General features: G+C 70.1%; 14 protein-coding genes. 6 read left to right on the top strand and 8 right to left on the bottom strand.

The window, feature by feature from the left end; genetic code table 11:
* The first annotated feature begins 61 nt into the window (after positions 1-61).
* The 4 genes from stf0 to ACZ5IQ_RS01645 all read left to right on the top strand — a co-directional run bounded on the left by stf0 (position 62) and on the right by ACZ5IQ_RS01645 (position 4,045).
* Positions 62-862, top strand: coding sequence for a trehalose 2-sulfotransferase (gene stf0 / locus ACZ5IQ_RS01660; RefSeq protein WP_020103908.1), 801 nt, complete (start codon positions 62-64; stop codon positions 860-862).
* Positions 859-1,770, top strand: coding sequence for a sulfate adenylyltransferase subunit CysD (gene cysD, locus ACZ5IQ_RS01655; protein WP_064986140.1), 912 nt, complete (start codon positions 859-861; stop codon positions 1,768-1,770). The genes stf0 and cysD overlap by 4 nt, the downstream gene beginning before the upstream one ends.
* On the top strand, positions 1,770-3,629 hold the full coding sequence (cysC, locus tag ACZ5IQ_RS01650) for an adenylyl-sulfate kinase (RefSeq protein ID WP_406804020.1): 1,860 nt from the start codon (positions 1,770-1,772) through the stop codon (positions 3,627-3,629). The genes cysD and cysC overlap by 1 nt, the downstream gene beginning before the upstream one ends.
* A 209-nt stretch (positions 3,630-3,838) precedes the next feature.
* Positions 3,839-4,045 carry a hypothetical protein gene (locus ACZ5IQ_RS01645; protein WP_318984720.1) on the top strand — a complete coding sequence of 69 codons (207 nt, stop codon included), beginning with the start codon at positions 3,839-3,841 and terminating at the stop codon, positions 4,043-4,045.
* Position 4,046: 1 nt separating this feature from the next.
* On the opposite strand, the gene ACZ5IQ_RS01640 is transcribed toward ACZ5IQ_RS01645, so the two are convergent.
* Positions 4,047-4,808, bottom strand: a complete 762-nt coding sequence (locus tag ACZ5IQ_RS01640) for a trans-aconitate 2-methyltransferase (RefSeq protein WP_406801667.1) — start codon at positions 4,806-4,808, stop codon at positions 4,047-4,049.
* 51 nt (positions 4,809-4,859) lie between these two features.
* Between ACZ5IQ_RS01640 and ACZ5IQ_RS01635 the strand changes: the two genes are divergently transcribed.
* The gene (locus tag ACZ5IQ_RS01635) at positions 4,860-5,759 is read left to right on the top strand and encodes an amidohydrolase family protein (RefSeq protein WP_212808041.1); all 900 of its coding nucleotides are present in this window, start codon (positions 4,860-4,862) and stop codon (positions 5,757-5,759) included.
* A gap of 9 nt (positions 5,760-5,768) precedes the next feature.
* Positions 5,769-7,004 (top strand): alpha/beta hydrolase family protein, encoded by a 1,236-nt coding sequence (locus ACZ5IQ_RS01630; protein WP_212808040.1) that lies wholly within the window; start codon positions 5,769-5,771, stop codon positions 7,002-7,004.
* A gap of 20 nt (positions 7,005-7,024) precedes the next feature.
* Here the strand turns inward: ACZ5IQ_RS01630 and eccE are convergent, their stop codons facing one another.
* From eccE to ACZ5IQ_RS01595, 7 genes are all read right to left on the bottom strand, one after another.
* The gene (gene eccE / locus ACZ5IQ_RS01625) at positions 7,025-7,930 is read right to left on the bottom strand and encodes a type VII secretion protein EccE (RefSeq protein ID WP_464480699.1); all 906 of its coding nucleotides are present in this window, start codon (positions 7,928-7,930) and stop codon (positions 7,025-7,027) included.
* Positions 7,927-9,306: a type VII secretion-associated serine protease mycosin gene (gene mycP, locus ACZ5IQ_RS01620; RefSeq protein ID WP_464480698.1), complete on the bottom strand. Its 1,380-nt coding sequence runs from the start codon at positions 9,304-9,306 to the stop codon at positions 7,927-7,929. Before mycP ends, eccE begins: the two co-directional genes overlap by 4 nt.
* Positions 9,306-10,727: a type VII secretion integral membrane protein EccD gene (eccD, locus tag ACZ5IQ_RS01615; protein ID WP_406784387.1), complete on the bottom strand. Its 1,422-nt coding sequence runs from the start codon at positions 10,725-10,727 to the stop codon at positions 9,306-9,308. The genes mycP and eccD overlap by 1 nt, the downstream gene beginning before the upstream one ends.
* Positions 10,705-11,577, bottom strand: coding sequence for an ESX secretion-associated protein EspG (locus ACZ5IQ_RS01610; RefSeq protein WP_406801700.1), 873 nt, complete (start codon positions 11,575-11,577; stop codon positions 10,705-10,707). Before ACZ5IQ_RS01610 ends, eccD begins: the two co-directional genes overlap by 23 nt.
* Positions 11,578-11,630: 53 nt before the next feature.
* On the bottom strand, positions 11,631-11,918 hold the full coding sequence (locus ACZ5IQ_RS01605; RefSeq protein ID WP_020103897.1) for a WXG100 family type VII secretion target: 288 nt from the start codon (positions 11,916-11,918) through the stop codon (positions 11,631-11,633).
* Between the two features lie 42 nt (positions 11,919-11,960).
* Positions 11,961-12,254, bottom strand: coding sequence for a WXG100 family type VII secretion target (locus tag ACZ5IQ_RS01600; RefSeq protein ID WP_212808036.1), 294 nt, complete (start codon positions 12,252-12,254; stop codon positions 11,961-11,963).
* Positions 12,255-12,315: 61 nt separating this feature from the next.
* Positions 12,316-13,872 carry a PPE domain-containing protein gene (locus ACZ5IQ_RS01595; RefSeq protein WP_464480697.1) on the bottom strand — a complete coding sequence of 519 codons (1,557 nt, stop codon included), beginning with the start codon at positions 13,870-13,872 and terminating at the stop codon, positions 12,316-12,318.
* Position 13,873: the final 1 nt, after the last annotated feature.

Below are 13,873 nucleotides of genomic sequence, written 5' to 3'. Positions count from 1 at the left end.
ACTCAGTGTGCGAAAAATCCCCTTCTGCAAGGGATTTCGGTGCAGGCTAGGCTCTTGCGCCATGACAGCACCGACGGCCTATCTGGTCCTCGCATCACAGCGCAGCGGCAGCACGCTTCTGGTCGAGTCGCTGCGCGCCACCGGGGTGGCCGGCGAACCGCAGGAGTTCTTCCAGTACCTGCCACACAGCAGCATGTCGCCGCAGCCGCGCGAGTGGTTCGCCGACACCGAGGACGAATCGATCCTGCGGCTCCTCGACCCGCTGATCGACGGCAGGCCCGAACTGGCGCCGGCGACCATCTGGCGCGACTACATCCAGACCGCCGGCCGCACACCCAACGGGATCTGGGGCGGCAAGCTCATGTGGAACCAGACCGCGCAGCTGCAACGACGAGCCAAGGACCTGCCGGACCGTTCCGGTGACGGGCTGCTGGCGGCCATCCGCGACGTCATCGGCTCGGACCCGGTGCTCATCCACATCCACCGGCCCGACGTGGTGTCCCAGGCGGTTTCGTTCTGGCGCGCGGTGCAGACGCGGGTGTGGCGGGGCCGCCCGGACCCGGTGCGCGACGCTCGCGCGGAGTACCACGCCGGCGCCATCGCCCACGTCGTGAAGATGCTGCGGGCCCAGGAAGAGGGCTGGCAGAACTGGTTCGCCGAGGAGAACGTCAACCGGATCGAAGTGCCGTATCCGGTGTTGTGGCGCAACCTGACCGAGGTCGTCGGCGATGTGCTGGAGGCGCTCGGTCAGGACCGCAGGCTCGCACCGAAACCGGTGCTGGAACGTCAGGCCGATCAGCGTTCTGACGAATGGGTGGAGCGCTACCGCGCCGAAGCCGAAAAGGAGGGGCTGCCGGTATGAGCACCACAGATACCCAGGTCGACGAACTCCGGCTGCTCGAAGCCGAGGCCGTGCACATCATCCGCGAGGTCGTGGCCGAGCTCGAGCGCCCGGTGCTGCTGTTCTCCGCGGGCAAGGACTCCATCGTCCTGCTTCGCCTGGCGGAGAAGGCATTTCGGCCCGGTCCGCTGCCATTCCCGGTGCTGCACGTCGACACCGGCCACAACTTCCCCGAGGTCATCGACTTCCGGGATCGCCGCACGACGGGCCAGGGGCACAAGCTGATCGTCGGGTCGGTGCAGGAGAGCATCGACACCGGCCGGGTGGCCGATCCGGGACCGGGGGCCTCGCGCAACCGGCAGCAGACCCGCACGCTGCTGGATGCGCTGGAGGCCGGCGGCTTCGACGCCGCGTTCGGCGGTGCCCGCCGCGACGAGGAGCGCGCCCGCGCCAAGGAACGCATCCTGAGCTTCCGCGACGAGTTCGGCCAGTGGGACCCGCGGGCCCAGCGGCCCGAGCCCTGGTCGCTGTACAACGGCCGCATCCGCAAGGGCGAGCAGGTTCGGGTGTTCCCGCTGTCCAACTGGACCGAGCTCGACATCTGGCGCTACATCGAGCTGGAAAACCTTGAGCTGCCGTCGATCTACTTCGCGCACGAACGGGAGGTGTTCGAGCGCGACGGCATCCTGCTCGCCGTGTCGGAGTACACCCAACCCGGTCCCGGCGAATCGGCGGCAGTCGAGTGGGTGCGCTACCGCACCGTCGGCGACCTCACCATCACCGGTGCGGTGCGGTCGAAAGCCGTCGACATCGCGAGCGTGATCACCGAGATCTCCGCTGCCACCGTGTCGGAACGCGGCGAGACCCGGGCCGACGACCGCACGTCGGTGGCGGCGATGGAAGACCGTAAGCGAGAGGGCTACTTCTGATGAGCACCAGGCAACTTCTGCGCATTGCCACCGCGGGCTCGGTCGACGACGGCAAGAGCACCCTGATCGGCCGGCTGCTGCACGACACCGACAGCCTGCCGCTCGACCACCTGGACGCCGTCACCGACGACGACGGTGTGGCCGACCTGGCAGCTTTGTCCGACGGCCTGCGCGCCGAACGCGAACAGGGCATCACCATCGACGTGGCCTACCGCTTCTTCTCCACCGAGTCCCGCAGCTACATCCTGGCCGACACCCCGGGCCATGAGCGCTACACCCGCAACATGTTCACCGGCGCCTCCAACGCGCACGTGGCCATCCTGCTGGTCGACGCCCGCGCCGGCGTGCTGCGCCAGACCCTGCGCCACGCCCGGATCGCAAAGCTGTTGGGCATCAAGCATTTCGTGGCGGCGGTCAACAAGATCGACCTCGTCGACTTCGACCAGGCCCGGTTCGACGCGGTACACGACGAGCTCGGCAAGGTCGCGGCCCGCCTGGGCGCGGTGGACCTGACCGTCATTCCGCTGGCGGCCAAGCTCGGCGACAACGTCGTGCACCGTTCGGAGAACACCCCGTGGTACGAGGGGCCGACACTGCTGGAATACCTCGAGGGCATCGAACTCAGTGCGCCACAACCCGAACCGGCCAAGCTGCGGCTGCCCATCCAGTGGGTGTCCCGACCCACCGCCGAGCTGCGCCGTCGCTACACCGGCCGGCTGACCGCCGGCACCCTGAAGGTCGGCGACACCGTGCTCAGCCTGCCGGCCGGCACCAGTTCGACCGTCACGGCTGTGGACACCCTCGACGACGACCGCACCACCGCCGTTGCCCCGCTGTCGGTTTCGATCGAGCTGGCCGACGACATCGACGTCGGCCGCGGCGACGTGCTCGTCAGCAGTGCCGAGAACGCCTCGGTGCCGGTACTCGCCCGCGAACTCGACGCGACGGTCTGCTGGTTCGCCGAGACCCCGCTGCGGGCCGGTGACCGACTGGCGCTCAAGCAGGGCACCCGCACCGTCCGCGCCACGGTGCAGGCGCTGCACACGCGACTCGACCCCGAGACGCTGGACGACATCGATCAGCCGGTCGAGTTGGTACTCAACGACATCGGCGCCGTCACGCTGCGGACCAGTTCGACCGTCATCGCCGACCCGTACCGCGACAACCGGGAGAGCGGCGCGTTCATCCTGATCGACGAGACGTCCAACGACACCGTCGGCGCCGGCACCATCACCGAGCCGCGCGAGGTGAAGCTCGGCACCCACTCGCGCAGCGACATCCGTTGGCACCATTCGTCATTGGACCGGTCCTACCGGTGGGCGCGGACCGGGCAGCGGGGCGCGACCATCTGGTTCACCGGGCTGCCGGCATCGGGCAAGTCGACGCTGGCCGTCGCGGTCGAGCGGGCGCTGGTCGAAAGCGGGCAGGTGGCCTATCTGCTCGACGGCGACAACATCCGGCACGGGCTGTCCGACGACCTGGGATTCTCGGCCGGTGACCGGGCCGAGAACATCCGCCGGGTGGGTCACCTGGCCCGGCTGCTGGCCGACTCGGGTGTGGTGGCGCTGGCCTCGCTGGTGTCGCCGTTGAAGTCGGACCGCGACACCGCCCGCGAGCTGAGCACCGTCGCCAAGTTGCCGTTCATCGAGGTCTACGTGTCCACCCCGCGCAGCGAGTGCGAGCGCCGCGACCCCAAGGGCCTGTACGCCCGGGCCAAGGCCGGTGAGCTGCGCGGCCTGACCGGCGTGGACGCCCCCTACGAGCCGCCGGAGAACCCGGATCTCGTCGTCGACACCACCGGCGCCGACATCGACACCCTGGTCGCCCAGGTGCTCGGGGCGCTCAACACCCTCCGCTGACCAGGGATTTGTGCACGTTTTTCCGCGGTCGGCGCGGAAAATCGTGCACAAATCCCCGTGGCGGTGTCCCCCGATCGGGGGACAGTGAATTCATCCTGTTGAGGGCCCGGCTGGTGGACAGACGGCCGGGCCCTGCTGCGGGACTCTTGAGTCAACACCGGATCACCCCGGATACGACATCAAAAGCCCACAGCAGCAGGAGAATTCAGATGAGCATCGTCACCCGCTGGGTCAGCTACTTCATCATCGTCATCGGCCTGACCGTCGCGCCCGGCCTCATCGCGATCGGCCTGGCCACGTCCGCTCACGCCGCGCCCTCCACCACCTCGAGCTCAGTGCACCAGGTGTTCGCGCACCAGAACAACGCGCCCCAGCCCGGGACCCCGATTCAGCACCAGTACCAGCAGATTCACTGATTCACGTCTGGGCGACCACGAAGATCCGGCGGAACGGGAAGAACGTCGTGCCGTCGGGCTGGGGCGGGTATGCCTGCGCCAGCAGCGGGATGATCGCCTGCCGGTACCGCTCCCAGGCGTCGACGGTGAGCCGGGAGCGGACGTCGGTCAGCGCGGTGCCGGTGATCCAGTCCAGCACCGGTGTGGCACCGGTCAATTGGTGCAGATAGGTCGTCTCCCAGGCGTCGACGGTGCACCCCGCGGCGGTCAGCAGCGCGGCATAGCCCGCCGGGTCGTCGACCACGTTCGTCTCGCGGAACCGGATGTCGGCCAGCGCCTCGGCGAACTCCGGATACCGGGCGACCTCCCGCACCGCCCGATGTGACGGCGAGTCGAAGTTGCCGGGCACCTGAAAGGCCAGCCAGGCACCCTTCGGCAGTTCGGCGGCCCACCGCCGCAACAGGTCGCGGTGCTCCGGAACCCATTGCAGCACAGCGTTACTCACCATCACATCGGTGTCGGCCGCGGGCGCCCAGTCGGCGGCCGCCACCACCCGGGCGTCGACGCCGCGTGCCCGGGCCGCCTCGACCATCTCCGGTGAGTTGTCCACCGCTTCGATCACCGCGCCGGGCCAGCGCTCCGACAGCGTGGCAGTCAGATTCCCGGGGCCGCAGCCCACGTCCGCCACGCGCCGGGGTGCCTGGGCACCGACGCGCGCGAGCAGGTCGTAGAAGGGCCGGCCGCGGTGGTCAGCGAAGGCGAGGTAGGTGTCTGGATTCCACACATCCCCATCCTGCCGCCGGGTCCTGGCGCGCGCCTGCCATTCTGTTGGGTGATGGACGATTCAGTACGCGACTTCTGGCAGTCGCTGGCCCTTCCCGGCCTGATCGACGTGCACACCCATTTCATGCCCAAGAACGTGATGGACAAGGTGTGGAAGTACTTCGACAGCGCCGGGCCGCTCACGGGCCGCACCTGGCCCATCACCTACCGCACCGAGGAGCAGCACCGGCTGGAGACGCTGCGTGGTTTCGGGGTGCTGGCGTTCACGTCGCTGGTCTATCCGCACAAGCCCGACATGGCCGCCTGGCTGAACCAGTGGGCCGCGCAGTTCGCCGCGCAGAACCCCGACTGTCTGTCGACGGCGACGTTCTTCCCGGAGCCCGGCGCAGCTGACTACGTGGCCGAGGCCATCGCCGGCGGCACCGAGGTTTTCAAGGCGCACGTCCAGGTCGGCGCCTATCACCCCGCCGACCCGCTGCTCGACGACGTGTGGGGCGCCATCGACGAGGCCGATGTCCCGGTGATCATCCACTGTGGTTCCGGCCCGACGCCCGGCGCGCACACCGGCCCAGGCCAGATCCGCACCGTGCTGGACCGGCATCCGGGTCTGAAGCTCATCATCGCGCACCTGGGCATGCCCGAATACACGGACTTCCTGGACCTCTGCGAACGATTCGACGGCGTGCACCTGGACACCACCATGGCGTTCACCCCGTTCATCGAGGAGTCCATGCCGTTCCCGCCTGCCGAATTGCCCCGGCTGGCTGCGCTCGGTGACCGCATCCTGTTCGGCAGCGATTTCCCCAACATCCCGTACCGGTACGGCGAGTCCCTCGAGGTGCTCAGCAAGGTGGCCCCGGACGACGACTGGCTGCGAAAAGTGCTGTACCACAACGCCGCCAGGCTGTTCGATCTCGAAGATCGGCTGACGGGCGCCGAGAACCGGGGTTAGCATCCGAACGTGAACAATCCGCACGGCGATGCGTTCAACCCACCCGTCCCGGTCCCCGACGTGCCGGGCGCGGATGCCACCGCCCGCGGACTGCCGCGCCGGTCCGACCTGACGTGGCAACAGAAGCTGATCGTCGACTCCTCGGCCGTGGCTGACCTGGGCCTTCGTACGGCGCTGGCCTCGGTGATCGGCGCCGGCATGGTTCCGCGGATGGCAGCGTCGGCGGTGCGCAACCGGGCCGGCGACGACCCCGACGCCCTGCGGTTCTATGCCGAACTGGCCGCCACCAAGGACCCCGGGCAGTGTTTCCCGGCGCCCAGTGGTCCGCCGCAGGTGTCCGCGCGTCCCGCCGGCGCCGTCGCGCAGTGGGTCGCGCGCGGCCAGGTGCAGAACATCTGGTTCCAGAGCAGTTACGACGCCGTGTATCCCGGCATGCGGGACCGGCGACGCGGCTATGCGCGCAACAACGTGGTGCATGCCCAGCATTGGCGGCACGACGACGGTCCGCGTCCCACACTGTGCGTGATCCACGGGTTCATGGGCTCGCCCTACCTGTTCAACGGCTTGTTCTTCTCGCTGCCGTGGTTCTTCCGCTCCGGGTACGACGTCCTGCTGTACACCCTGCCGTTCCACGGGCCGCGGGCCGAGAAGGGCTCTCCGTACAGCGGCTACGGCTTCTTCATGGACGGCGTCCCCGGCTTCGCCGAGGCCATGGCGCAAGCGGTGCACGACTTCCGTTCCGTGCTCGACTATCTGGAGCACACCGGGGTCGACCGCGTTGCCCTGACCGGAATGTCGCTGGGCGGCTACACCTCGTCGCTGATCGCCTCGGTCGACGACCGCATCCAGGCCGTCATCCCGAACGTTCCGGTGGTGACACCGGACCGCACGGTCGACGAATGGTTCCCGGCCAATCTGCTGGTCAAGCTGAGCAACCGGTTGGCGCACACCGACGACGACCTGATCGCCACCGCCGGGCAGTACCACTCACCGCTGAACTACCGGCCGCTGGTGCCGCGCGACCGCCGGCTGATCATCGCCGGTCTGGGTGACCGCCTGGCGCCGCCGCAGCAGGCCGAATTGCTGTGGGAACACTGGGATCGCTGCGCATTCCACTGGTTCCCCGGCAACCACATCCTGCACGTCAGCCAGCCCGACTACCTGCGCCGCATGACCAAGTTCATGAGCCCGTTCATGTTCGACGGCAGCGACCGTCAAGCCGACCGGGCCCGTTCGGCCCGTTGACCCTGGAGTCCGGATCGGCGTTACGCCCGCGCCGCAGACGCAACGGCAGTGTCAGCGCCGCGTCCCGACAGCTCCGCGAGTAACTCGCTCGTCAGCGCACCCGGCCGCGTGCCGAGGCCGCCGGCCGACGCCGGGGCCATCGCCGCGAGCAGCGGCCCCTGCCGGCCCGACTCGCGCGCCAGGCCCGCGACAGCCGCCGCGGCGGGAGCGTTGGCCGTGCGTACCGCGCAGGCCGCGGAAATGGTTGCGCCAGGCGCGAACTCGAGCACGGTCCACAGTTCGGTCGTCGAGGCCAGCTCGGCCAGGCAACCGGGCAGCCGCCGATCGGCGGGCAGCCCGTATGCCGTCAGGTAGCCGTCCTCGTCACGGACCGCACGCCACGTCTCGCGCGCGCCGTCCGACCGGGGTGCGGGCGCGGCGTCAGTGACCGCGACCGGGACGCCGGCCTCACGCAGCTGGTCGGCCAGCCGCCGGGCCACCTTCTCCGCGGTGTCCGCGAGCGGCAGCTCCGACGAGCGTGCCTGCAGCGCAGCCAGATTCGATGCGGCCGCCACGGTCACGCTGACCCATGCGCTGCGCGCGCCGTCGAGTCGGCGTTCCGTGACGCGCACCGAGTCACACCGCACGCCGTACCGGTCCACGTAGGACGCGACGAGAGGCAGTGCGTCGTAAGGGAATTCGTCGGCTTCCAGCACGACAGTGACCTGACCGGCCGGCGGCCGCGCGGAACCGCGCCGGTTCCGGCGCCATACCGCGAACCGCCGGGCCACCATCGTGGTCAGGAACATGCCACGCCACCAGGCGAAGACCAGCAGCACCACGGCGACCGCGACACCCAGGATCCACTTGTGCGGCGTCGTGTGCCACGGGTACGTCATGGCCGCCGGGATCATCACCAGCAGTGCCAACGTGATTCGGGCCGTCATCGGGCGCCGTCCTTTCTTCGGTACGCAACCAGGGCGATCAGCGCGGCGACGGCCAGCACTGCCGCACCGGTGAACGCGATGGTCCGGGGCGTGGTGTCCTTCGGCGCCGGCTCGGGCGGCATCGCCACCGCAACAGATTTCGGTGCCGGGGCGGTTGCCGGCAGGTCCCAGGTCAGTGCCGCAACCGGGTCGACGACGCCGGCGCCCACCAGGTTCGACGGCATGCGCGCGGCACCGTGCGCGGTGGCGGTCAGCCGGTGCGTCACGTCCGCCGCGTTGAGTGCGGGAAATCGACTGCGCACCAGGGCCGCGACGCCGGCGACGTACGCGGCGGCGTAGCTGCTGCTGCGCAACGGGAACAGGTCACCGCGTTCGTTGGGCAGTGCGTTGGCCAGGCCGTTCACGCCGGTCGACGCGACGTTCTCCCCTGGCGCCGAGATGCCGACCCAGGGCCCGGGTGTGGTGAAGTCCGACGGTTGTCCGGTGGCGTCGAGCGACCCGACCGACAGCACGTACGGCTGCCACCACGACGGGATGGATACCGACTTGACGCCGGCCCAGTTGCGCGGGTCGGCCGTGTTCCCGGGATTGTCCAGGGGGTTGGCCTCGCAGGACGGGCCACCGGCCAGGCCGGCCCGATCATTGCCCGCGGCGGCGACGATCACCGCGTCCTTTTCCTGCGCAGCGTATTTCAGCGCCGCGCCCAGTTCGGTCTGATCGACAGGCCGGTCGGCGGGCAGGCAGGTGACCGCCGTGATGGCGATGACCTTGGCGCCGCGGTCGGCGGCATGCACCACGGCCCGGGCCAGTGACGCGACCGCGATGGTCGCATACGCCGCGGCCGGATCTCCCCCGTTACCGCGGGGCGCGTACCGCTCCGACGTCTGACGGATGGCCAGGATGCGGGCGCCCGGCGCGACGCCGGAGAACCCGTCCGCGCCCGGCTGACCGGCGATCAGTCCGGCCACGAGCGTGCCGTGGCCGTCGCAATCGGTGAGCCCGTCGGTGTTCTCCACGTAGTCACCGCCGGCGTCCACATTGGGCAACCGCGGACCGGGATGCACGCCGGTGTCGATGACCGCCACCGTCTGTCCGTCACCGCGGCTGAAGGCCCAGGCACCCGGCACACTGAGCAGGGTGTGGCCCGGACCCGGTGCGCCCGGATCGGTGCCGGGCAGCACGCCGGCGGTGACGCACTGTCCGCGCTGCCCCATCGCCGCGACGGGGCCGACGCTGCCCGATGGCGGCGCCGCGTGCTCGTCGACGTGCGGCGGCACGACGGCACCTGCGGTCGGCACCAGCGCCGTCGGCACCACTGCGGCGGTGGCGGCCAAAGCGGCTGTCAGGACGGAGATTCCGCGCCGGATGGCCACCATCACCGGTTGATGACCCAGGCGAACAGACCCACCAGGTAGGCCAGCACCGGGATCAGCGAAGCGTCCAAGGCCGTCGCCGCGAAGCCGACCAGGCGACGCATCGGCAGCGAATAGGTCTGCGGATCGGCGACCTGCGGGTTCAGTGCGGCCACCACGCCGACCGCCACGAGCACCGCGAGCACGCCCAGCGACCACCATGCGTTGGCGTAGTGGCCACCGATCGCGAACATCGTGAGAAGCACGGCCGCAACGAGATACGGCTGGCCGAGCAGCCACACCTTGCACGGCACCGAGTCCCAGATGCGGGCCCGCAGCGCCGTCGCCAGTGCCGCGGCCACGACCACGTACCACGCCCACGGCGACGGGTGGGCCCCGGCCACCAGGACCACCGAGCCGGTGGTCATGGTCAGCACGGCACCGGCGAGGAAGCCCGTCTGGTGTGCGTCGCACACGCGGACCCGGCGCGGCAGATCAGCCAGCACGGACCGCGGCAGGGCCGACGGCGTCGGGTCGCCCGGTGCCGGGATGTTCGGCACCGGGAAGCGCGCCCACAGCGTCGACAGCTGCGCGGCCTGGACCATGACCAGCAGCGCGAAAACGATGAGCACAGCACCGATCACGGCGTTGCCCAGCTGCCAGATCGACGCAGCGCCACCGACGATCACGCCTGCGATACCGAGGACGGTCGTGGCGGTGAAGGCCGCGATGGCCTGCCCGCCGACGGTGATGCTGACGATCGACCAGGCCGCGACCGCCGCCGCACCGAGGAGCAGGGCGGCCGGACCGGTCGGGCCGGGGACCGCCAGTGCGAAGGCGGCACCGACCGGCAGCAGTGCCGCCAGGCTCAGGGCGGTCGCGAGCCGCGGCATGGCCGGACGGGTCAACAGCGCAGCCGCGACGGTCAGCACCGCCACGCCGATGACGGTGAACAGCCCGGCCGGCTGGCCGGTACGCACCCGCACCAGCGTCGCCAGCGCGGTGGCGAGCACCGTCAGGGCCACGACGGCCCACGCCGCGAAACGCCGGATATGCGCGTTACCCCAGGGGTTTTCGCGGGCGGCGGAGAAGATGGCGGCGGCATCGGCGATGTCCTCGACGATGCGCGGCGCCGGCGGACCCGCAGGCACGGGCTGCAGCGCCAGCAGGTCACCGTCGACCACACCGACGGTGTCGAGGGTGGCGTCGAGGCTGTACGCCGCACCGCCCAGCGGCGCGAGTGACAGCTCGGCGGGGGCTGCGGAGTCGGGTGCCCCGTTGACTCCGACGATGCGCCGCACGGCAGGCACGATCTCGCGCAGGGGCAGGCCGGCCGGCAGGGCTACGTCGGTGAGTCGCCCGCGACCACCCTGCTCGTCGCCCGCGGCAAGCACCGCGACCCGCACAATCGGCATCGCGGTACTACCAGACGTGTTGGGGGACATGTTCTTTCCGTTCTCCAGTCGAGGTCTCGAAGTCTCGGGTCAGGTTCGCCGTGGGGAACCAGGGACCGTCGGGCAGTGTCGCGGTCAGCCGCTGCACCGCAGCGGTGACGGCGAGGTCGGTGCCCGGGGTGAAGTTTGAAATCCAGGTGCCGTCAGCGGCTTTCACCGGTGCGACGACGACGCGGCCGGCGGCGGTGTCGACGATGCTGACGCCGACGTCGGTGCTGATCCGGTGTCCGTCGCGGTGGTCCCCCGCTACGATCTCCACATAGCTGCGGCCGGGTGCGAAGGCGGCCCGTACGACGGCATGCGCGGACACCGGGATGCCGAGGTGCTCCATCACGTGGTCCAGCGAGTCGCCGCGGCGCAGTCGTTCGTCGGCCTTGGCCCCGATGTGGGCTGGCATCGCGAATTCGTCGAACCGGGCCGGCGCCCGGCCGGACAATCCTGCCGTGAGCACCGGTACCAGTGCATCCGTCGACGCGACGGTCAGTTCGGTGCAGGTCATCAGGTGCTCGCTGCGCAAGACCGCCACGGTCAGGTTGCCGTTGCGCACGAGAATGCCGCGCAGCATGGCACCGGCTCCGGACACCCATCGCAGTTCCAGCCAGCGCCGGGGCCGGCATACGGCCCGAATCCATTGCGCGACAGCGGGATGCACGGAGCCATCGGCGGACAGCACCCCCATCCGCGTCAGCGCGGTGACCTGGTCGGCGTCGAAACCGCCCTTGGCGGCGGGGTCGCTGTAGGGCTGCGTGATGGCCAGCACCCACGGAAAGCCCCCGGCGCCGAGACGGTCCGCGAGGAACCAGGCTTGGTCCGCGGTGAGTTCTACCGCGGAGACCGGGATTCCGGCGCGTTCCGGGTCACCGAGTGACCCGGAACGCGCCGAAACCGTTGGACCTAAACCCACTTGGCGCCTTCGGCGCTGTCGCGTGCGCTCATCGACAGCGTGTTCGTCTCGTGGGTGCTCGCCATCGCCCGGTAGGCGTGGACGAGTTCTTCCATCGCGGTGTTCCACTGGGCCTGCCACGCCTGGTAGCTGGTTCCGGTGTCACCCTGCCAGGCGCCGGCCAGCGCGGCCTGCTCGCTGGCGATGTCGAGGCCGACGGCGTGCAGAGCACCGGCGTAACCGGTCATCTCACCGGCGTGGGCCAGCATCGCCGGGTAGTTGTACATGATCTGGGACATGGGATCTCCTCGCTGCTAGGTGTCTGGGTGTGGGTGCGGCGGTCAGACCGAGGTGTAGGTGCCGGCCGCGGCGGTGTCCTGCGCGACGTAGGTGCCGGCCGCGTCGCCGAGGTTGGCCTGCGCGATGTCGAGCAGGGCGTTGACCTTGGCGGCGACCGCCATGAAGCGGACGTGTGCGGCCTGGAACGCGACGGCCGAGTCACCCTGGTGGAAGCCCTGGGCCGACTGCGCGGCCTGTTCCGCCTGGGCGATGGTGCTGCGCATCAGTGCGGCCTTGGCGGAGAAGGCCGACTCGGAAGCGACCAGCTGGGGGATGTGTGCGTCGAGCATGCTCATAGTGATTCCTCTCGGGATTCGTCCGGATTCTGTTGGTGGTCAAGTCTTTTCGTCCGCAGGATCAGCGGTTGGCACCGCCTTCCGTGTCCCAGCTGCCGGGCAGCATGGGTTCGGTGACACCGCCCCCGTAACCGTTGCCGGTCAGGCGGTTCAGGCCTGTTGCCTGCTGGTCCTGGCGGGTCACCGTGCCGCTGAAACCGATCGGTCCGGCACCGCGGGCCGAAGCGAGAACATCGGCACGGGGAGCCCGGTCTGAACCGGCGTCATCCCCGAAGTCCGGATCGACCTCCGAGTTCATGTCCATGTACTCGTCGCGGACACCGCGCTCTTTCGCTGCGCGGCGGCGACGGGCGCGGCGACGCTCGGCCGCTGCTGCTGCCGCGGCTGCTGCTGCGGCGGCAGCGATGCCGGACGCCGGTGCCGGCGCGGTGGCGCCGTCCCGCACGGTCGGGGTGAAGCCCGGTCCCGGATCGTCGACGGCCACCGCGTATGCCATCAGCGGTGCCGGCGCTGCCGGCGCGGGAGCCGCTGCCGACGCGGCCGGAGCGGGTGCGGGCGCACTCGCCGGGGAGGCGGGGGTGGCCGGCACCGTCGGGGCGACGCTGACGACCGGCATCTGGTGGTCGACGGCCTGCAATTGCGGCGGCGGCGGGAACGCGTCGGCGACTTCGGGATCCGGCACGTAGTCGGGTTCCAGCAGGGCCAACAACCCGAGGCTCGACAGGCCGACGGCGATCAGCGCCGGCCCCCACAGCGGTGCCGACAGCATCGCGCCCCAGGTGCCCCAGCCCACGGGCTGGAAGAACGCCTGATAGCCGAGCGCGAAAAGCAGTGGCCCCCAGGTGACCAACGCCTGCGAGGGGTTGGTCAGGAAGTCGAAGATCATCTGCTGGATCTGGCCCAGCGGATCCTGCAGGAACTTCCAGATCAGATCGCCGCCGGGCAGCGTCTTGATGTAGTTGTACAGGTAGTCGGTGATCGCGTTCGATGCGTCCAGCGACGTACCGGCATCCGCCGCCTGCAGTTGGGCGCCCGCCTGCGTCGCGCTCGCCGACGCGGTGCCGGCCTCGCCGACGCCCGCCGCCAACATCATCGGTGCCGGCGTCGTCGTCGGGGCCGCCGCCACCGCCGCGCCCGACACCGCCTGGTAGGTGCTCATCACGGTCGCGGCCTGCAGCCACATGCGGGCGTAGTCGGCTTCGTTGAGCGCGATCGGAATCGTGTTGATACCGAAGAAGTTCGTCGCGATCAGCGCGGCGTTCACGACGTGGTTGAGGGCCAGTTCGGGAAGCGTCGGCATCGCGGCCAGGGCGGTGGTGTAGGCCGCCGCGGCGGTCTCGTGCTGGACCGCGTTGGCGGCGCTGTTGGCACTGGCCTGTGCCAGCCACGTCAGATACGGCGCGTGGGAGGCGATGTACTGCTCGGCGCTCGGCCCCTCCCAGGCCCCCGCCTGGACCTCACCCAGCAATGCGGTGAGTTCAGCTGCGGCCGAAGCATATTCGGTGCGCAGCGACTGCCACGCAGCCGCCGCGGCCAGCAGGGAGCCCGGACCGGGTCCACTGGACAGGAGCGTCGAATGGACCTCCGGCGGCAGCGCCATCCAGATGGGGGCGGTCATC

The sequence above is a fragment of the Mycobacterium toneyamaense genome, from assembly GCF_055384815.1.
Note: the sequence above shows the minus strand (reverse complement) of the source record. Positions and strands in the feature narration are given on the sequence as shown.